We start from the raw sequence: 20618 nt of genomic DNA on the forward strand, positions 1-20618 counted from the left end.
AGTTTTAGTTTTTATAGTTGTATTTCATTTCCTTCAACACTTTACCATTCACATCGATCACTTTCTGAAGCCTGTTTGCGGAATCATAAACATAGCTTTCTCTGATTCCGGATGGTGGTGTGATGGTTCTTACCCCAATTAATGGGTCATAAGTATAAGTGGTAATCTGATAGTTTGGCAGACTGTTTCTGAAGGTATTCAGTACAGATAAAAATGAGGTTTCATCATTATTAGCTACAGCAGAGGCATCTGTGTTAGAAGCATTAACAATGAAATCTATTAATGACTGCTGGATATCTGTTAATTTGGCTCCTTCAATCTTTGCAATGGGCTGGGTTAGATTGTAACCCCAGACGATTACTGTGGAAAGGCCGTCCTTGGTAGTGTACTGCTGCAAATTACCCTTGTTGTCATATTGATCATAAGTCACTTCATTAGAAACAACATTTTGTAAATCTGTAGACACAACAGAGCTGGGAAGTAAGTTCAAGGGATTATCATATTTGGTTTCAACCTTTGAAATTGTTTTGGTAGCAGTTCCAATAGTTTGTGTTGTTTCTGTTTCTAAAGGAATACCAATCATATTGCCTGTAATTAATTTTTGATTTCCTTTTTCAGGAGAATATTTATAGCTGGTATTAATGGTAACATCCTCTCCTGAAAAACTATCTTTTTGGGAAGTTAATTTTGTTGGATATAATGCATCTTCATAAAGATATTCTGATGTTTTTGATTTCTTACGGCCATTAGTAAAATAATCGGTTGTTGTCTCTTTTTTCAATAAAAATGCATCGTTATGTCTTACAAAAATTGGGAAAGGAGCAGGACTAGTATTTGAATTCATACCAATATATGAAGGATAAACACCATTAATATATAAATCATTAGCAAATGATATTGGTGGTCCGTAATCTCTGAATGTAATTCCTCCTGGAACATAATCTATAGGTGAAATTAAATTATATAAAATCATCTTCACATTTCTATCCAACAGATAGTTTGCCATTGCAGCAGGAGCTCCTGAAATATAAAAATTTCTTTCAATTGTTCTAATTGTGTCAGTTGCATTTTTAAAAGCTATATATTTTATCAGTTGTCCATTTCTCCAATCTCTACTTTCTATAAATTCATACTTTGCTGAAGTACTTTCATTGGTAGCCAGAAAATTATCTCCTGTCTGTAATGGTGGCTCTGTATAATATTGGAATATTTCTCTTCCTTTTGGATTATTATTAGCATCTGTTTTTACTACTTCAACATTTGTATAGCCAATTGTTTTGCCTTGTGTTCTCATGCCAGTAATAACAGGATTTACAGAAAGTTCAATAGCATCTTCTACAGACTTTCCCACTCCAACATAACCACCTGCTGTTCCACTACAACTCCCAGAGGTAATTCGTCCTACTCTGTTATTTTTAGTGTACATTGGAATATCAAACAATACTCCGCTTGAAAGCTGAGGATTTCCATTCTTTGTATAGGAGTATTTTGTAGAATATTTGTATTGATCATTATCATATTGTTTGATTTCTTTGATGCGTATTCCACCACCCAAAATGATGGGAGTGTCAATTGCATTGGGGTCAGGCTCCTCCCAGCTAAAACCTACCTGAGAATAAAAATATATATAATTGGATATATTACCAGTGGAATTTAATCCTCCCCAATATATATGTTTTATTTCCGCATACACCTTTTGGGTCGGAACATTTTGACTATTATATTCGTGAAAATCCAATGTAACTTCACTATCTAGTGGAACATCTGATATCCAATATTTTTTAATTCCATTTTCAAAATAATAAATACTAAATAATGCATATAAATAGCTGCTATCTAGCGAATTTGAAAAAGTTGATGCTTTAAAAGTTGATGTTCTTGTAATTTTCAAATTGAGATGCTTATCGTAATTTGAAAGATCAATTTCTCTTACAAATGTTTTAGTATAATTGTTTTCAATTGTTGTTGGTGGTTGAGAATAGTTGATATTATCTCCTTCTACGCTACCACTTATTACAAATAATTCACCCTTATTAAGTACTTTTTTTGTTTTTAAAAAATAATGTTCATCACTTGGTTGATATAATAATGAACTGGCTGTATTAGGTTCGTAAATATATTCATTCTTTCCTCCCTCGGGATAAGTAATTGATTTTAAAGAAAAAGTTTGAGTATATAAAGGATCAACATCCTTATTAGCTATCCTGATTAAATCAGATTGAAGATCTTTAGTAAATCCGTCAACAGTTACAACAGAATTACCCATAATTTTATAATATTTAATTGGCACGTTAGGATAACCATAATTATTTAATTTGCCATTATAGTACCCCCAGTGGTCGGAAGAATAAGAATTCCTCTGTGTCATTTTGTTTTCTTCATAATACTCAAAAGAAGTTGTTATACACTTTCCATCCCTATCACACTCTTGATAAGATAACAACTTCAATCTTTTCGTAACATCCTCGGTAGGATCTGAAACCCCAGCAGCCTGTGGAATAGTTTCAAAATATCCATAATTAAATCTTTTTTCTGAAATTATTTGACCTGTTTTATTTTTAACAATAATTTTATCAAGTTTTTTTAAATCATTAAAATCTAACCTATTAGAATAAACAAAATTAACTGTAGCATCAGAAGTTTCTATTCTTTCTAAAAGTGATTCCATTGATGAAAACTGAGTATCAGTTTCAACAGGATTAATTCCTGTATTTGAAGAAGGACTACACGCAAGTGCTGATACATGAAGTGTATATGGGAAAAGCCTTGCCTGTGGTGCAATAGTTCTTTTGATGATGTTGTGAGGTAAGTAAGAAAAATTAATAACATTATTATCAATTCCTTTTATTCTCTTTATCTTCCATGCATTGGCACCATAAAAATTACTAGACGGTGTAGCAGTATTATAAAAAGTCTCTGTTCCATCACCTCCAAATGTATATTTAATACCATTAGTTGCAGTAATGTTAATTGTATCAATTTTTTTTATTTGTGAACCGATTTTATTATAATCAACCTTTAAATCTGATATCGGAAATGTAACTATTTTCTTATTCTTTGGATTATAAAAAAAACTTCCTGAAAAACCATCTAAAGATAAATTAAATTCATCGGGCATAAGATCTGAAAGTGGTTGATTATTTTGTGGATATCTAATTAGATTTAATAAATTTTGTTGATAGTCTATATTATTATTTAAAAATCCTTCTATATTATCCGAATTGTTTTCCATTATACCATTTTCATCAACTAATCCATTAATTTTCCGCGTGATTGGATCTACAGTACTGATAGACCAACCTAAACCTACAGTACTTGCCATTTCGGAAACTAGTATTCCCCCCGCATGATAAGATAGATTAATTGGGACCTCTATACTTCCTGATTTTACAGTATAAATTGGTATTGAAATATTAGGAACGCCTGTATAATTTGAAACAGGTGTTTCATGATATTTTAAAAGACTACTCGTTTCAGGAGTATATGGAAATATATTATTAGGATTTTTGAAAATCTGTGAAAATCCAATATTATATATAAACAATAAAGTTACTATTATAAAAATCTTTTTCATAAGTTTACTTCTTAATCAATTTAGCATTCGCCGTTTTATTTGTATCCGTTTTTACAGTCACCAGATAAGCTCCCTGAACTAAAGCCTGGGTATTAATCTTAGTTACTTTATTCTTTGCTTTAATACTCTGAAGCTGTCTTCCACTCATATCATATAAGAAAATTTCTGCATCCTTAAAATCAAAACCTATTTCGACGTAAGCATAGTCTGAAACAGGATTCGGATAAATTTTGATGTCATATTTTTCAATCAACTGATCAACCTGCTTATCTCCTAACTTGACAATCTTCCAGTTTTCTTTCCCCAATTCTTCTGCACTGGTTCCGGCCAGAACAATAGAGCCATCTCTGTTCAGCTTTAAATCAGAAAGTCTTTCTTCTTTTTTTCTGGATTCTCCTTTGACGTGTTTTCTCCACTGTTCATTTCCGTCTTGGTCCAGATAAAGCATCCAGAATGTTTCATCATCAGTTTCTATTCTTCCTTCTGCCTGAGTATAGCCACCTAATAAAATTCCTTTGGAAGATTTATCATCTGCTGCATGAAGAACGCTCATTCCCATCAGGATATCACGGTTCTTGAAGTTGAAGGATTTCTGCCACTGTTCATCCCCTCTTTCATTTAAAGAAATCAGCCAAAGATCTGTTCCTTCTTCAATTCCTACGGTTTTATTACCTGACCTTTCTGATCTGGATTCTCCACCAATGATAAAGCCATTTGAAGTTAATGCCAGCGTTCTGATATGATCATCTCCTTTACCTCCAAAGTTCTTTTCCCATTCTACTTTTCCGTTTTTGTCCAGCTTGACAATCCAGTAGTCGCCTTCACCGAAATTTTCAGTTTGTTTCGAGGTACGGGATACGGGTTTCGGGCTTTGAACGTCTGATACAGAACCCGCATCTCGCATCCCGGAACCTTTGTCAGATCCAGAAACACGAATCTCGGAACTCCTCGAATAAATTCCTAATAAAGCTCCTCCATCTCTCGTTGGAATCATCTTTTCTACTTCGTCTAAACCTTTTCCACCTAAAATCAATTGTGATAATTCTTTTCCGTCTTTGTCTAATCGGGTAATTAAAACATCTTTGGAACCATAGCCTTTTGATGAGTTTTGGACATTTCCGGCAACAAAAAATCCTAAATCTGTCGTTTGAATCACAGCTCTGGCTTCTTCATCGGAAGAACTTCCTAACGTTTTCTGCCATAGTTCATCTCCAAATTCATTGATTCTGATCAGCCAGATATCTGAGCCTCCTTTGGAATCTTCTTTTTTATCCAGTCCTTTTCCTGAATAAGAAGTTCCGGCTAAGAGAAATCCACCATCCTGCGTGGTAACAGTAGCAGACAGATAATCGTGGTTTTGTCCTGAGAAATATTTTTCCCAGACTTCTTCACCTTGCTGATTCAGTTTGATCAAATGAAAATCGTAACCGTTGTTTTGCTTACTGCCTGAAGCTTGTTGCTTATTGCTTTGAATAGAACTTCCTGTGATCAAATATTGCTGATCAATAGTTGTAGTCACCTGGCTTAGAAAATCCTGGGTAGAAGATTGGATGTCTTTCTGCCAAACCACTTCCTGAGCAGATAGGCCCAGGATTGTGCATAAAGTGAATGCACCGAAATAGAATTTCTTCATTCTATGTTTTTTTTGAGTTAGTAATTAGTTTCTTAAAACTTCGCGAATTTAACACTTTTTAAGACATGGAAATCATTTTTGTGTGGTATCCTGTAAATCATACTATTTTTAATTAGATTCTCTCTATTTATACCAGTTTTTATTTTATTATGATGTAAAAATATCTATCCGCAACGTCAAAACATGTCGTATTAAACCGAATTAATTTTAACTATTGACATAAAAAAACCACCCTTGCGAGTGGTCTGTTATTTCTGGTTTTATTTTACTTATAAATGACTTCATCATTCTTCTTGATCTGGTAGCTTTTTTTATAGGGAGTTAAAACATAGCTGTCTTTCAGATGAGCTCCGCTTTTCCATATTTTTGCTTTTCCCTGCTTATCCAAAATAATGCTTTTTGCAGCTCCATCCGGAATGAATACTTCGGCTTTAGTCATGCTTTTATTAAAAATAACTGCCGTCATTGAAGTATAGCTTTTGTCTGAATTTACTTCTTTGAGTTTTATTTTCTGATTGAAAGTCTGTATACAATTATTTCTTAATTGTGAATATGTATATCCTGCTGAACCGATACAACCGTGAACATCTCTGTCGCCTCCCAGAACAGGAGTACTTTTTTGCGCAAAAACGAATGAACCAAGGAACATGGCACTGAGTAAAATTATTTTTTTCATAGGTAAAATTTTTGTTTTCTGATGGATTAAAAATATCCCAAAAATGTGATATTAATTAATTTCTCTAAGGTACAAAAAAAACCACTCTTGCGAGCGGTTTTTCTTTTTAAAACCGGATCTTACTGATAGATCACGATATTATCCTTTTTAAGCTGGTATCCGTGCTTTTTGTAAGGAACCAATACATAACCATCCTTTTTCCATGCTTTGGCTTTACCTCCTGCTCTGGTAAGGATGATGCTTCTTTCACCGGCATCTTTTACAAAAACCTCAGCTTGTTTCATGTCTTTACTGAAAATAACTGCAGCTATTGAAGTATAGCTGTCTTTCGGAGCTACTTCTGTTAACTTGATTTTCTGTTCAAACGTTCTTATACAGTCTTTCTTAATTTGAGAATAAGTATATCCTGCAGAACCAATACATCCGTGTGCATCTTTATCTCCACCTCTTATTGTTCCTTTTTGTGCAAATAGTAAAGAACCCAGGAACATTGTGCTTAATAAAATTGTTTTTTTCATGTCGATTTGTATATTAATAATTACCCGAGGTATTATTAAAAATCATGCCAAAAAAAACATCATAACACAATCCGGTGACTTACTTACTTAGTCCAGTTAATCTTTGAATGCTGAACATTGTCAGAACTGGTTCCGATCATAATATCAAATTCTCCTGATTCCCAGTCATATTTCAGATCTCCGTTATAGAATTTCAAACTTTCTGGAGTGATATCAAAAGTTACTTTTTTAGATTCTCCTTTTTTCAGAAATATTTTATGGAAACCTTTTAATTCTTTTACCGGTCTTGTAATACTTCCCACCATATCTCTGATATACAACTGAACAACCTCAGCTCCGTCATAATTTCCTGTATTTGTTACAGTAACGGATGCCTGAACGGTCTGATTTCCTTTCGCGGTAGCAGTGGAAACTGCCATATCAGAATAATTGAATTTGGTGTAGCTTAATCCGTATCCGAAAGCATATAAAGGCGTATTACATTCGTCCATATAGTTCGAACGGAATCTTTCATAAGTACATTTGTCTACTTTATCCTGGCTCAGCGGGCGACCTGTATTTTTAGCATTATAATAGATTGGCACTTGTCCAAGGCTTCTTGGGAAAGTCATTGGAAGTTTCCCCGACGGGTTTACTTTTCCGAACAGAACATCCGCAATCGCATTACCTGCTTCAGATCCGGCAAACCAGGCATTCAGAATAGAATCCGGAGTATCTTTTACATTGGTTAAAGCTAAAGGACGTCCTGTGAAAAGAACCATTGCAATTGGTTTTCCCGTCTTCTTTAATTCGTTTAGCAGATCAACCTGAGACTGTGGAATCGTAATTTCTGTTCTTGAAGAAGATTCCCCACTCATTTCAGCAGATTCTCCGATAGCCAGAACAATCACATCTGCTTTGCTGGCAACATCTACCGCTTCTTTTAACAATTCTTCTTTGGAACGGTTGTCTCTGTCTGTTTTTTTACCGTGAGCAGCATAAATTTCTTCTAATTTGGCATCATAGTCTATATTGGCTCCTTTTGCTGATAAAAACTTAACTTCTTTTCCGTAGTTCGACTGTAATCCCTGCATCAAAGAAACTGAAGCAGCATGTTTTGTAGCAACACTCCAAGTTCCGGCCATATTCATTGAGTTATTCACCAATGGTCCGATTACAGCCACTGTTCCTGATTTTTTCAAAGGCAATACCTGATTGTCATTTTTCAATAACACCATAGATTGGGCAGCTGCATTTCTTGCTATATTACGGTTTTCCATATTATAGACTTCTTTTGCCGCTAACTTCGCATCTCCATGCTTGTATGGATTATCAAATAAACCAAGATCGTATTTTGCTTCAAGAATTCTTCTTGCTGCCATATCAATTTCAGCTTGTGTAACTTTTCCTTCCTGAAGGGATTTTTTTAAAGTTGTTAAAAAACCTTCTCCCACCATATCCATATCAACTCCAGCTTTTAAAGCCAAAGCAGATACCTGCTGAAGATCTCCCATACCGTGGTCTACCATTTCATTAATACCGGTATAGTCAGTTACTACGAAGCCTTTGAACTTCCATAGATTTCTTAAAACTTCTGTCTGAAGCCATCTGTTTCCTGTCGCCGGTACTCCGTCCACTTCATTGAAAGAGGCCATTACAGAAGCCACACCAGCATCCACTGCAGCTTTGTAAGGAGGAAAATATTCGTTGAACATCCTTACATGGCTCATATCAACCGTATTGTAATCTCTTCCGGATTCCCCTGCTCCATATAAGGCAAAGTGTTTCACGCAAGCTAAGATATTGGTTCCATTAGCCAGGTCTTTCCCCTGATAGCCATACACCATATTTTTAGAAATTTCACTTCCTAAATATGGGTCTTCACCAGAACCTTCTGATACTCTACCCCATCTTGGCTCGCGGGAAATATCTACCATAGGAGAGAATGTCCAGTTGATCCCATCAGAAGCAGCTTCTCTCGCAGCTACTTTTGCAGATTGCTGGATAAGATTCATATCCCATGAAGCAGCCAGTCCTAAAGGAATCGGGAAAGTAGTTTCATAGCCGTGAATAACATCCATCCCGAAAATCATAGGAATCTTCAGACGGCTTTTTTCTACAGCCACTTTCTGAACAGCCTTGATCTTATCTGCTCCTTTTATATTGAATAATCCGCCGACTAATCCCTGCTCTACTTTCTTTCCGATATCAGAGCTCTGTGCCTGTCCTGTAGTGAAATCTCCGGAAGTCGGAAGGTTCATCTGGCCAATTTTTTCATCCAATGTCATTTTAGATAAAAGATTGTCTACAAAAGCTTTCTTCTTAGCCTGATACTGAGCTGTCTGGTAAGACTGAACGGGCTTCGTTACCATTTCCTGTGCGGAAAATACAGGTGCCAATGCTAAAGTGGCAATTACAATTAACTTTTTCATAAATCTATCTTCTTAAATTATTGTTTTATATTTTTTGCTTTAATTTGATGGGTTTATTTTTCAATCATTGTGTATTTTGGGATTATTTTTCTTTCTTTTTAGACAGCATCCATTCATACAGAGCTGGATTTGAGTATGCCGAATCCCATGAGTTATGATTATCATTCGGGAAGATAACCAATTCTGCTGAAGGATTTACAGGATGCAGCTTCTGATAAAAATTAAAAGCATTGGCAGGTAGTACAATATCGTCCATTCCGCCATGGAAAATTTTCATGTTCAGATCTTTAAACCGATGAATATTAGCGGTCATTACCTGATCTGTAGGGGCACAAACTGAAGCCACTGCAGCAAACATTTCCGGATGCTCCATAGCCAGCTTTAAGGTTCCCCATCCTCCCATAGAAAGTCCTGTAAGATAAATACGGGAAGCATCAATTTTATATTTCTTCTGAATTTCCTTGATCAGATGATATACGGTAACCGTATCCCACCATGTTCCTTCCGGGCATTGGGGTGCGAGAACAGCTACAGGTTCTTTGATCAGGTTTTTATAGGTAAACGGGCTATGTGCCTTTACCAGATCAAGATTAGCTCCACGCTCTCCTGAACCATGAAGGAAAACTATTAGTGGTACATTTCCTTTAACATTCTGCGGATAATCCAGAATGTAAGACATTTTTTCCTGTCTTCTAATTTCTTTATTGAGTTCCCCTTTTATCTCCTGCGCATTCATTGGTATTGAAAACGGCAGCAGTAAAAGAGGAATATGTTTCAGTTTTAGTTTCATATTGTTATTTAGGTTTTGGCTAAAGCCAGCGGATTTGATTTTTTTTATGTAAACGGATTCCCTTCGACTAAGCTCAGGATAATGGCCCGTTCCTATTAATTTATTTGAGTCCATATTTGGCTGACCGGAAGCTTAGTTTTTTTAATCCCTGCTGAATTTCAGGAGCATTCATAAACAGTTTCCAAAGGAATCCTGATCTGTAATTTTCAATCATGGGTGCTATCGTTCCCTGATCTATCGCCAGATATCTTGGGGTAAACCAATTATTATAATTAATGGAGGTAGCATCATAAGGTCCCGCAGATCCTATGAATTCAGGTTTTTGGGTATACATGAATCTCAGGAAAGCCATTGATTCTTTTGGTGTATAGGGAAAACTGCTCAAGGCAGCTGTAGGAGTAATCACTCCATTATCATTGCCAGGCATGTGAGCGGTATATCCTGTGCTTCCGTCCTCATTTCTGGTATATCCGGCTGTAAGCCCCCAATAGTTGGGGCCATACCCTTTCCATTGTTTTGGATTTTCAACACAGTATTTGTAATCGATAAGGGTTTGATTTTTATTGATGTCAAAGTAGTTTTTGACAAGTTTATCAGATAATCCCGTAGGATCAAGCCCGATATATGAATATTGTGCCCAGAAAAGCGGGCCGCCGTATTCTTCGGCATAGTTGTGTTTTACATACAGAGGTAGTCCGTATTTTGTTTTATCTGTAAGGTAAGTTCCGTTTCTGGTCCAGCCTTTATAGTAGGTTTCTGCATCAATGGAATAAGTCGGTGAAGATGCTGCTAAAATATAAGTGATCAGACATTCATTATATCCTTCAAGAGGAAAGTTCATTTCCCATTGGTAATCCGGTGACCAGTGCCAGTAAAGGACTTTCTGTCCTCCTTTGGTATACCAGTTCCATTGGATTCCTTTCCACAGTTCATCACATTTTGCTGCCAGTTTTTTTTCTTCTGCATTTCCGTTTTTAAAGTATTCACGAACCATCAGTATTCCTGAGGTAAGGAAAGCGGTTTCCACAAGGTCACCTCCATTATCTTTTTTCCCGAATGGTACGGTTTTTCCGGTTTCCCCATTGATCCAATGTGACCATGCTCCTTTATGGCGGTCTGCTTTAGCCAGAAAATCCATGATATGAGTAAGCCTTTTCACCGCTTCTTTTCTTGGAACAAATCCTCTTTCTACCCCTACCAGAATAGTTGCCAACCCGAAGCCTGAGCCTCCTGTCGTGATCACGTGCTTATCGTTATCCGGATAGATATTGTCTTCATGGTAGCGCTCTCTTCCCAGCATTGAGTTAGGTTCTGCATAGTCCCAGAAGTACTTTAAAGCATCTTTCTGCACTCTGTCCATCAGTTGCTCATCCGTGATATTGCTTTTTACCGCTTCAGTTTTTCCGGTCTCCTGTTTGGCAACGGGTGCATTTTTACAGGAATACACAAAGAATAATGAAGTAATAGCTATTGATAATACGTTCCTTTTCATGAGATCTCTTTTTTAGGGTTTCTTACTAAAAGAAGAGGAGAACTTTCATTCTCCTCTAAAGTTTTTATTGATTAAATTTTAATAGCCGGGGTTTTGAACAAAAGCACCGTTACTCTGGTTCATCGCATCCAAAGGAATCGGGAATAATTCATTTTTACCTGCTTTGAATCCATAAGGCGCAAGGACGGTAGCTGCCTCACCTGTTCTTACAAGGTCTACGAAACGATCACCTTCCATAGCAAGCTCTACTCTACGTTCATGCCAGATTGCTTTTCTAAGAGCAGTCTGTGTTGAGGCTGTAGTACCTGCCAATTGAGCTCTTGTTCTTACCTTATTAAGGTTAGCTGTAGCTGTAGCAGTATTACCTAATTCATTAGCAGCTTCTGCATTGATTAAAAGAATCTCAGCAAATCTTAAAATTCTGATATTCTGTTTTGATCCGTAAGCACAAGCGCTGTTGTTTAAAGCTTTTGGAAGATATACTTTTTGGTTGTATGTTGTAACAGAATTTGGATCTCCCATTGCAATTAAATCGCCTTCCGGAGTAGTTTCTCCATTTCTAAGAATAGTAAGCTCTTTTCTGATGTCTCCCGGTTCGAATGCATTTTCCAAAGCCTGAGAAGGGGTGAAGAATCCCCATCCGAATTGGTTTCTTACTCCCTGAACTTCTGCATATTGACTCCCTGCATTCGGATTAAGCTGAGGAGCACAATCACAGTTAACTTCAAATACGGATTCTTTTCCAAATTCTCCAGCGATTCTGAATACACGATTGAAGTCTGACTCTAAGTCATATCCCATTCCTATTAGTTGGTTTGAAGTATCATAAGCCTTCTGCCAGTCTTTCTTGTAAAGATAAACTTTCGATAATAATCCTAATGCAGCACCTTTAGTAACTCTCCCCAGATCTGTAGCAGGATAAGTTTGAGGGAGAATTTCTGCAGCACTGGTAAGATCAGAGATAATAAAATTGTAAACCTCGTTTACAGAATTCCTTGGAATATTATAATTTGTCTGTAATCCGTCAAATATTGGCACACCACCATAGATTCGTACCAAATTAAAATAAAAATAGGCTCTCAACATTTTTGATTCAGCAACAAGTCTGTTTTTAAGCGTTGAATCCATATTTATCTTTGGAACGTTAGTAATAACCTGATTCGCTCTGTTTATAGCCTGCCATTGACCAATCCAATAACTTCTTACTCCGTCATCACTTACCGTAAAGGTAAAATTATCATACACATTGATAAAAGACGCATCTCCCGGATTAGATCCTTTCACCACATCATCTGCCGGAACACCATAAATAAACTGGTAAGGAAATGCTGAATTTTCCCAGCTTCTTAAGAAGTTATACACGGCATTCGTTGCCTGCATAGCATCCTCCTGAGTCTGGAAAAAAGATGTCGCCTCTACTTCTCCTTCCTCTTTGATATCTAGATAATTATTGCAGCTGGTTAAAAGAGAAACCATTGCAATGGATAAAAATATTTTTTTCATTACTTTTCTAATTAAAATGTTAAATTCATACCAAATGTGTAGATTGCAGAGATAGGGTAAATGTTCTGATCTACTCCCATTTGTACTCTATCTGAATTCAAGATTTCAGGTGAGAAGCCATTGTACTTAAAGCTAGTCCATGGATTCTGAGCACTTACATATAATCTTAATTTAGTAATAGACAAAGATTTTGCAAATGTTTTTGGTAAATTATATCCAACCTGGATATTTCTGATTCTGATATAACTTCCATCCTCTACATAGAAACTGTTTGGCAAAATAATCGCCTGGTCATTGGTCACCATAGAGTAAGAATTTGATGTTCCTGCACCATGCCATCTGTTATTGTAGAAATCTAAATCCCAGTTTTCATTTCCATAACGCTGTTCACGGTTGTAGTTATAGATTTTATTACCAAATACTCCCTGGAAATCAATAGCAAAGTCAAAATCATAAATATTCATATTAACTCCAAATCCATAAGATCCTTTTGGAATAGGACTTCCCAGGAATGTTTTATCTCTTGTATCAATAACACCGTTTCCATCTAAATCGGCAAATTTAAATGCTCCGGGTCTTGCTCCATTCTGTGTCGCTGAAGCTGATACCTCATCAGCATTTTGGAATACTCCCACAACCTGATATCCGTAGTAAGAACCAACGGCCTGTCCTTCCTGTAGTCTGATAACAGAATTTCCGAACAAACTAGCTCCTGCTTCCAGGTATGATCCTCCATATACTGAAGTAATTTTATTTTTTAACCCTGTATAATTACCATAAATTCCTAAAGTAATATTCTCATTAATCTTTGTATTATAGTTTACAGCAACTTCAAATCCTTTGTTATTAAAGGAGTAAGCATTTGTTACATAATCTCTCCAGTTACTTGCACCGGAAACAGTACCCTGGAAAATTCCATATACAACATCTTTTGAGTCTTTATTGAAATAATTGGCATCAATTTTTAATTTATTGTTAAATAATGCCATTTCTAAACCTACATCTCCTCCTGAAGTTGTTTCCCATCCGATAGATGGATCAATAATCTGGTCGATTGTTGCCGCAGGATAACCATTATTTCCATAATATGCACCTCCATCAATAATTGTTCTGTTCAGAGTAAACTTTCTTTTCACATTAGGATTTCCAAGTTTACCATAACTTGCTCTAAGCTTTAAAAGGTTAAACAGATTTTGCCCGCTCATAAAGTCCTCTTTTGAGATTACCCAACCTGCACTTACTGCCGGGAAAATCTTAAATCTATCTGTAGAAATCTGTGATGACCCGTCTCTACGAACAGAAGCATTTAAAAGGTATTTTCCTTTGTAATCATAATTTAATCTCGCAAAAAGTGATTCAATACGATATTGATCCTGATTAAGATCCAGTTTAGGTCTGTCATCAGTATAAATTACCAGATCAGTACCATTAAGGATATTTAAAGATTCATTTGTTCCATCATAATATACTTTCTGAGCAGATGCATATGTTTCAGAATAAGAATTTCTCGTTCTTGAGAAACCTCCTAAGATCTCCAGATTATGATCTCCGAAGTTCTTTTTCCAGGTTAATGTATTATCCCAGACATAATTTCTGTTTCTGGAATCTCTTGTTACTAAAACAGGATCTTTCTGATCAGATACCGGAACATAATTAAGTCTTGGTGTATATTCATACTTACTTCTATTGGTGTTATCTGTAGTATAACTAACTCTTACAGTAAAATCATTTAAAAACTTATATTCTGCAAAAACGTTATTCAAAAGTCTTTCTTCCCTGATTTGAGAACGGAACATATCCAATTTCGCTCTTGGATTTGGTATGGAATACCCATTGAAAAACTGATAATCACCAGTTGATGGGTTCATTACCGGAAATATAGGAGGAGCTGTATATGCATCCAGTAAAGGATTTTGAGCTACATCACTACGAATTTTTGAGAATGTAAAATTATTACCAATGGTAAGATTATCCGTTATTTTATATGATAAATTTAACTTGGTATTCATTCTGTTGAAGCCACTTCCAGAGTTAATTCCTCTTCCGGCAGCTAAATTTCCTTCATCCTGTAAGTTTCCAATACTTCCATAATAATTTAATTTCCCGATACTTCCTGATGCTGAGAAATCATTGGCATTTATAATACTGGTTCTAAAAATCTCATCAAGCCACTTTGTATCTGCAGGATAATCAGCTCTGCTCAGAAATTTTGTAGGATCAGTATTTCCTTCATTTCTTAATTTTTCATTATATAATTCAATATACTGATCAGCATTCGCCATTTCCGGAACATTGGTAACCTTTTTGATTCCTAAGTAAGAATTAAGGCTAAAAACAGGCTTCTTACCCCTTCCGGTTTTTGTCTTAATAATTACAGCTCCGTTAGATGCTCTCGCTCCAAAAATTGCTAAACTCGAAGGATCTTTCAATACACTCATTGATTCAATATCCTGAGGATTAAGGAAAGATATATCATCCGTAATGGTTCCGTCAACGATGAAGACAGTTTGTCCTGTTAAAGATCCAATCCCTCGAATATCAACTCTCGGAGAACTTCCTGGGGCTCCTGCATTGGTAATATTCACACCTGCAATTTTTCCCTGAACAGAACTCATAGGGTTTGAATTCGGCTTATCAGCAAGATCCTTTGCAGAAACCATTCCGATACTTCCCGTAACGTTTTCTTTTTTCTGAGATCCATATCCGATCAAAACTACTTCCTCAATCTTCTGCTCTTTGACTGCAGTGTCTTTTGGAGTAGTCTGAGCATTGACGTTCATACCGAAGTATAAAGCAGCAATGAGACATGAATACTTTAAATTACTTTGTTTCATATAGTTTCAATTTTATTCAAATAAATTCAAATTTGCACCTGTCTCTAAATAGTGGAGTTATTTAAAATCTCAAAAAAAGACATTAGCCAAAAATATAAAAAATATCCAACACTGTTAAACTATCTTAAATATTTAAAAATAACTATACTTTATTAAATGAAAAATGCCAAAAATATAGATTTTATAATTTTTAATTTAAAATCAAGATCCTTTATTCATCATATTTACAAATGAAATTTTAACATTTTTGACACAATATTCACCAAAACATGTACTCAATTTAATATTTTGTTAAATTGGGAATAGTAATTACCTTTGGTGCAGTTTTTGACAAATGCATCTTAGAAATACATAATAAAAAAATCAATGAAAAAATATATCATTGCAGCCGCTCTTTTGATTGGAACCGGTGCTGTTATTACCACCACTGTACAATCCTGCACTTCATTGGCAACATCAGACATGGGGCTTTCTATTATCAAAAGAATTCTGCTTAATGGTATTGATAAGGGAATGAGTATCTATGGCAACAAAGAAGCGTTCCTGCAGAATAATATGGTTGATAAAGCCCTTCCCAAAGAGTTGAGAGACATCAATTCCACACTGGAGAAAATTGCTCCTTCACTGGTAGCCAAAGAACGAGATTATATAGCACAGGCAGCAGCTTACACAGTGAATACATCAAAACCTATTTTGCAGGATGCCGTAAACAGCCTGAATGCTCAGGATGTAACGCGAATTATGCAAGGAACCACTGCTACACAGATTCTGAAGGAAAAAACATCCCAGCAGCTTATTGCGGCCATTGCTCCTAAAGTAGATGAAAAACTGAATGAATATGGAATTGTAAAAACCATTAATACAGCGCTATCTGGCAGTAATTTTCTGGGCAGTCTTTTAGGAGGGAATAACAACACTGTCAATTCAGGAGGATTGAGTAAACTTGCTTCTGAACAGCTGGTGAATGGATTATTCAATATCATTGAAGATTATGAACACCAAAACTCCAAGTCCCTGCTGGGACCGTTTGGAAAATAGGAAAATTTTCGCTATTTTTATACTATATTAACAATTGCAGATGGATATATTACAAGGAAATCAACACGCAAGCCCTGAAGACTTTTATCAGTCTTTGAGGGAGAAGCTGGAGGATCATCATGATTTTCCGGAGGATTATTTATTTAAATTTATTATTCCTACAGACCAGGCAAAACTTACTGAAATTTACAGAGTTTTTGATGGTATTAAATTTACACTGGGAAACCGCGAAAGCAAAAATGGAAAATACACGGCCTGCAATATCAATGCATTTGTTCTGGATGCCAATCAGGTAGTGAATATTTATAAAGAAGTAGCAAAAATAGAAGGCGTTATTCTATTGTAAAAACAAAGGCCGTTTCATCATGATGAAGCGGTTTTTTATTATTAATACATAAAAACAGAATATGATGAACATCCAACTGATCCTATTTAATGTCATTTTAGCAACCTCTGCTACAAACTGTATGCACAAAAATAACAGCGAAAATAATACCCCAAATATCTCTTCTGCAGTTCAGCAGCAAAAGATTGAACAGATCCGCTTAACAGAAAGGACAAGAGGGTTCAGCAGGGACATTGTTTTAACACCCTCTTCAAAAGAGTCCAACATCAACGAAGAGATTACGAATACCAAAATCTCTACCGCCGAATGGCTGGCAGTTTCCAGGCTGGCTCAGAACATTGACCTACCGAAGATATCTGAACTCAAATCTCCAACTACAGGCAGATATTCTGACCAGGCAATGATATCATCTATGATCATTACCGCTGGCGGAAAAGAGTATACCTCCTCAGAATTTGATTCCGGACGTCCTCCAAAAGAACTGGAAGCTTTATATAAAGCGATAAATGGCCCGGTTACTACAAAAACCCCATAACATAAAAGATCCGCTCTTTCACAGAACGGATCTTTTTTATTTATTAAATTTCGTTTATTTTTCAATAAAGAACTTTACATTTTCAATAGGTCTTCCCAGCATTGCTACTGAACCTTTTACCAGAATGGGTCTTTGTATTAAAGATGGGTTTTCGGACAGAATCTTTATCCATTCCTCTTCCGAATAGTTTTTATCTGCATAGTTCTCAACGTAAAGCTTATCGGTTTTACGGATAATATGAAAAACACTCTGATTCAGTTTCTTCAGCACCGTTCTTATTTCAAGAGGACTTAAAGGATCTTCAACAATATTAATGATCTCAAAAGGCACTCCGTTTTCGTCAAGATACTCCAGTACAGCATTTGACTTTGAACAGTTTCCGTTATGTAAAACTTTAACTACCATGATACATTATTCAAAAATTAAACTTGATCTTAACAAATTTAAAAAGATTTACCCTGAGTGTGTCTTAATGTTCTGATAAAAATATGTTAAAACAGTCCGTGCAGTTCTGCTTCAATCTTCTCCAGAATAAACCCGAAATCTTCAGGTTTTTCAACGAAATCAAGATCATCCACCTCTACAATCAGAAGTTTTCCTTCTGTATAGTTGGAGATCCATTTTTCATATTTCTGATTCAGTTTGGAAAGGTATTCAATACTGATGGATGCTTCATATTCACGACCTCTTTTATAAATTTTTTTAACCAGGTTAGGAACATCAGATTTCAAATAGATTAAAAGATCCGGAGCAGATACGAAAGACTTCATCAGATCAAATACTGATGAGTAGTTATTGAAATCCCTGTCTGAAAGAAGATTCATATCATTCAGGTTTTCCGCAAAAATATGGGCATCTTCATAGATCGTACGATCCTGAATAATGTTTTTCCCGCTTTCTCTGATCTCCTTTACCTGACGGAATCTGCTCCCCAGGAAATACACCTGCAGCGCGAAACTCCACTTGCTCATGTCTGAATAAAAATCTTCCAGATAAGGATTATGATCTACATCTTCAAATTGTGCATCCCATCCGTAATGCTTGGAAAGCATCGTTGTCAAAGTTGTTTTTCCGGCTCCGATGTTTCCTGTAACTGCAATATGCATAATATTCTTTTTCCTTGTATTTACGAATTAGTTGATAAGTTTTTCGACAGCCTCAGTCTGAACCTGAGAAATATCTTCAATCAATTTCTGTAAAGTATTGTCTGAAGGTTTCTCTACTGTATTCTCATCTGGTTTTTCTTCCGTCTTTTCTACTGGCTTTTCTGTAGATGGCAGAGGAGATTCCGGCTGAGCTTCGAGCTGTTTTTGCTGTTGGGCTTTCTTTACTTTTTCAAGGCTGTAAAGATAGAGTTTGTTCCCTTTGATTGCAAAATAAGAGAGGATGTTTTTATCCACAATTTGTGCATCCTGGTCTTCGAAAATGGTGATCATCCCTTTTTCAGGGACGTATTGTGAAATGAAATTACCGGCAACCACCAGAATCATATCATTCTCTCTTCGAAAACGTTTTCCGTTTTCCAAAGGAGCTTCGAAAAGCTTTTCGAATTTAAGGCTGTAAATCCTGATGTGTTTTCTCGTTAAAATATAGACCTTATTTTCATAGACCAGCATGTCCATTAAATCTTCAAAACTGATATCAAAAGGATATGAATTGATGGTGGTATCGTTCCTGAAATTATACTGTATCAAACGTTTTGTACTGTCGTCCAAAAGCCAGAGTTGCTGCAGATCTTCGGCATAAGCCATTCTGATAAAACCAAATTTCTGTTTAAAATCCAATCGTTGAATCTCATTCATATTCTGGTCTACAAATTTCATTTCCTGGGCATTTTCAGAAAACAATGGCACATTCAGAGGATTTTGTACGGTCTGTACTTTATAGGGTACAGTAAGCATCATTTTTCCGATCTGTTTTCCAAGGGAATCATATTTGGTAAAACTAAAATCTTTGTTTTTATAGATATACAGATTTCCGTAGTCATCGGCAAGCATATCTTTTGCCTCCTTCAGTTTTAAAGTATCTAAAGGAAGTACATCCTGCGCTGAAGCCGTACAGAAAAGGAAAAAAAATACTATGTTTAAAAACTTCACTCTGTTTTTTTAATGGGGTCAATTTACTGAAAAATAACTTCACTCAAAAGATGGTTTTATTTCAATAGAATCTTCATTGAGGTGAATCAAAATTGAGACCATCTTCTTGATGAAAAAACTGTTCTACAATAGATAATGAGTTTATTGAAAAGCGGCTTCATAAATTTTCTCCCAGTTTTTACCTGTCACGAGCATATTATCCCCTTTAAAAGCAATTCCGTTTAAGACATGCTCGCTGTCTCCCTTATCATTTTCCTTTGTCAATTGTGTAAAATCAAGTTTACCTATGACTTCTCCGTTTGCAGGATTAATTTTTAGAATGACAGGTTGATGCCAAACATTAGCATAGATAAATCCCTTGTGATATTCAAGCTCGTTGAGCTGATTATAAACGGTAGAATAACCGCCAACTGCAATTGTTTTCACTACTTTTGAAGGATTATTAACATCCAGAAAATAAAGATTCTTTGAACCATCCGTAGCGATCAGGTTTTTCCCATCATAGGTCAGTCCCCAACCTTCTCCAATTACACCGGGCAATGGAAATTCGGATAATTTTTTCAAAGTATTTTTATCATAAATAAAACCGATTTTATTCTGATAGGTCAGTTGATACACCTTATCTTCTACAATCGTACACCCTTCAGAGAAAATATCAGCGGGCTGCTTAGCCATAATTTTGGGAACTGAAGATCCTAGAGTATATTTTATAAGCTGAGAAGATCCCTTCATTCCATCACTTTCATACACTGTATTTCCTTCTACCACAAAACCTTCAATAAAGTTTTTGGGATCATGAGGATAATCGGCAACTATTTTATAGGGAATATTCTGCTCAGGAGTTTTAGTAAATACATTAATCGTAGCATCCTGGTTTAAAGTTTCACCGCGATTAGTTTTAATCACAAAGACTACTTTATTATCACCCAATGTGAAAAATTGAGGATTAATTCTTAAGTCTTTTGTTTCTTTATCCCCAAAGCTGATGGTTATACTTTCCGTATTTTCAGTCACTTCTTTGGGAAGATCAAGTTTATCACCGAAATGATAGCCTTTTTCTTCTTTTGAGTTATTGTAATCCGCCAGAGAATTCAGCATTTTTTCCTTGTTACTGCAAGAGACAAGGAATAAAGCGGCTGCCAAAGCAATATGGATATTTCGCTTCATGAAGG

The 20618-nt window shown here is 35.8% G+C and carries 16 protein-coding genes; 3 read left to right on the plus strand and 13 right to left on the minus strand.

Annotation, left to right across the window (positions count from 1 at the left end; genetic code table 11):
- Positions 1-4: 4 nt before the first annotated feature.
- The 9 genes from FFS26_RS16125 to FFS26_RS16165 form a co-directional block, all read right to left on the minus strand.
- Positions 5-3574, minus strand: coding sequence for a hypothetical protein (locus FFS26_RS16125; RefSeq protein WP_137905558.1), 3570 nt, complete (start codon positions 3572-3574; stop codon positions 5-7).
- A gap of 4 nt (positions 3575-3578) precedes the next feature.
- Positions 3579-5207 carry a T9SS type A sorting domain-containing protein gene (locus tag FFS26_RS16130; protein WP_137905559.1) on the minus strand — a complete coding sequence of 543 codons (1629 nt, stop codon included), beginning with the start codon at positions 5205-5207 and terminating at the stop codon, positions 3579-3581.
- 265 nt (positions 5208-5472) lie between these two features.
- Positions 5473-5883: a hypothetical protein gene (locus FFS26_RS16135; protein WP_137905560.1), complete on the minus strand. Its 411-nt coding sequence runs from the start codon at positions 5881-5883 to the stop codon at positions 5473-5475.
- Between the two features lie 119 nt (positions 5884-6002).
- On the minus strand, positions 6003-6401 hold the full coding sequence (locus FFS26_RS16140; RefSeq protein ID WP_137905561.1) for a hypothetical protein: 399 nt from the start codon (positions 6399-6401) through the stop codon (positions 6003-6005).
- 83 nt (positions 6402-6484) lie between these two features.
- The gene (gene bglX, locus FFS26_RS16145) at positions 6485-8812 is read right to left on the minus strand and encodes a beta-glucosidase BglX (RefSeq protein WP_137905562.1); all 2328 of its coding nucleotides are present in this window, start codon (positions 8810-8812) and stop codon (positions 6485-6487) included.
- An 82-nt stretch (positions 8813-8894) separates the two neighbouring features.
- Positions 8895-9602, minus strand: coding sequence for a prolyl oligopeptidase family serine peptidase (locus FFS26_RS16150; protein ID WP_110011038.1), 708 nt, complete (start codon positions 9600-9602; stop codon positions 8895-8897).
- 100 nt (positions 9603-9702) lie between these two features.
- Positions 9703-11094, minus strand: coding sequence for a glucoamylase family protein (locus FFS26_RS16155; protein WP_110011037.1), 1392 nt, complete (start codon positions 11092-11094; stop codon positions 9703-9705).
- A gap of 78 nt (positions 11095-11172) precedes the next feature.
- Positions 11173-12597 (minus strand): RagB/SusD family nutrient uptake outer membrane protein, encoded by a 1425-nt coding sequence (locus FFS26_RS16160; RefSeq protein ID WP_137905563.1) that lies wholly within the window; start codon positions 12595-12597, stop codon positions 11173-11175.
- An 11-nt stretch (positions 12598-12608) separates the two neighbouring features.
- Positions 12609-15431 (minus strand): SusC/RagA family TonB-linked outer membrane protein, encoded by a 2823-nt coding sequence (locus FFS26_RS16165; protein WP_110011035.1) that lies wholly within the window; start codon positions 15429-15431, stop codon positions 12609-12611.
- 366 nt (positions 15432-15797) lie between these two features.
- Between FFS26_RS16165 and FFS26_RS16170 the strand changes: the two genes are divergently transcribed.
- The 3 genes from FFS26_RS16170 (at position 15798) to FFS26_RS16180 (ending at position 17350) form a co-directional block, all read left to right on the plus strand.
- On the plus strand, positions 15798-16469 hold the full coding sequence (locus FFS26_RS16170) for a DUF4197 family protein (RefSeq protein WP_110011034.1): 672 nt from the start codon (positions 15798-15800) through the stop codon (positions 16467-16469).
- Between the two features lie 40 nt (positions 16470-16509).
- A complete protein-coding gene (locus FFS26_RS16175; protein ID WP_047433612.1) occupies positions 16510-16815 on the plus strand; it encodes a DUF493 family protein in 306 nt (101 codons plus the stop codon).
- Between the two features lie 61 nt (positions 16816-16876).
- The gene (locus FFS26_RS16180) at positions 16877-17350 is read left to right on the plus strand and encodes a hypothetical protein (protein ID WP_137905564.1); all 474 of its coding nucleotides are present in this window, start codon (positions 16877-16879) and stop codon (positions 17348-17350) included.
- A gap of 54 nt (positions 17351-17404) precedes the next feature.
- On the opposite strand, the gene FFS26_RS16185 is transcribed toward FFS26_RS16180, so the two are convergent.
- The 4 genes from FFS26_RS16185 to FFS26_RS16200 all read right to left on the minus strand — a co-directional run bounded on the left by FFS26_RS16185 (position 17405) and on the right by FFS26_RS16200 (position 20613).
- A complete protein-coding gene (locus FFS26_RS16185) occupies positions 17405-17755 on the minus strand; it encodes an arsenate reductase family protein (protein ID WP_110011032.1) in 351 nt (116 codons plus the stop codon).
- A gap of 86 nt (positions 17756-17841) precedes the next feature.
- Entirely contained in the window at positions 17842-18456 is a 615-nt protein-coding gene (locus tag FFS26_RS16190) for a deoxynucleoside kinase (RefSeq protein ID WP_002977952.1), read from the minus strand.
- A 27-nt stretch (positions 18457-18483) separates the two neighbouring features.
- Entirely contained in the window at positions 18484-19446 is a 963-nt protein-coding gene (locus FFS26_RS16195; protein WP_137905565.1) for a hypothetical protein, read from the minus strand.
- Positions 19447-19587: 141 nt separating this feature from the next.
- Positions 19588-20613, minus strand: a complete 1026-nt coding sequence (locus tag FFS26_RS16200; RefSeq protein WP_137905566.1) for a glutaminyl-peptide cyclotransferase — start codon at positions 20611-20613, stop codon at positions 19588-19590.
- Positions 20614-20618 lie beyond the last annotated feature (5 nt).

It is taken from the genome of Chryseobacterium sp. 2VB (assembly GCF_005503635.1).
GTDB classification, from domain to species: domain Bacteria; phylum Bacteroidota; class Bacteroidia; order Flavobacteriales; family Weeksellaceae; genus Chryseobacterium; species Chryseobacterium cupriresistens.

Coding starts and splice junctions, on each gene's coding strand:
- FFS26_RS16125 (WP_137905558.1), bottom strand. CDS start 3,574: ATGAAAAAGATTTTTATAATAGTAACTTTATTGTTTATATATAATATT.
- FFS26_RS16130 (WP_137905559.1), bottom strand. CDS start 5,207: ATGAAGAAATTCTATTTCGGTGCATTCACTTTATGCACAATCCTGGGC.
- FFS26_RS16135 (WP_137905560.1), bottom strand. CDS start 5,883: ATGAAAAAAATAATTTTACTCAGTGCCATGTTCCTTGGTTCATTCGTT.
- FFS26_RS16140 (WP_137905561.1), bottom strand. CDS start 6,401: ATGAAAAAAACAATTTTATTAAGCACAATGTTCCTGGGTTCTTTACTA.
- bglX (WP_137905562.1), bottom strand. CDS start 8,812: ATGAAAAAGTTAATTGTAATTGCCACTTTAGCATTGGCACCTGTATTT.
- FFS26_RS16150 (WP_110011038.1), bottom strand. CDS start 9,602: ATGAAACTAAAACTGAAACATATTCCTCTTTTACTGCTGCCGTTTTCA.
- FFS26_RS16155 (WP_110011037.1), bottom strand. CDS start 11,094: ATGAAAAGGAACGTATTATCAATAGCTATTACTTCATTATTCTTTGTG.
- FFS26_RS16160 (WP_137905563.1), bottom strand. CDS start 12,597: ATGAAAAAAATATTTTTATCCATTGCAATGGTTTCTCTTTTAACCAGC.
- FFS26_RS16165 (WP_110011035.1), bottom strand. CDS start 15,431: ATGAAACAAAGTAATTTAAAGTATTCATGTCTCATTGCTGCTTTATAC.
- FFS26_RS16170 (WP_110011034.1), top strand. CDS start 15,798: ATGAAAAAATATATCATTGCAGCCGCTCTTTTGATTGGAACCGGTGCT.
- FFS26_RS16175 (WP_047433612.1), top strand. CDS start 16,510: ATGGATATATTACAAGGAAATCAACACGCAAGCCCTGAAGACTTTTAT.
- FFS26_RS16180 (WP_137905564.1), top strand. CDS start 16,877: ATGATGAACATCCAACTGATCCTATTTAATGTCATTTTAGCAACCTCT.
- FFS26_RS16185 (WP_110011032.1), bottom strand. CDS start 17,755: ATGGTAGTTAAAGTTTTACATAACGGAAACTGTTCAAAGTCAAATGCT.
- FFS26_RS16190 (WP_002977952.1), bottom strand. CDS start 18,456: ATGCATATTGCAGTTACAGGAAACATCGGAGCCGGAAAAACAACTTTG.
- FFS26_RS16200 (WP_137905566.1), bottom strand. CDS start 20,613: ATGAAGCGAAATATCCATATTGCTTTGGCAGCCGCTTTATTCCTTGTC.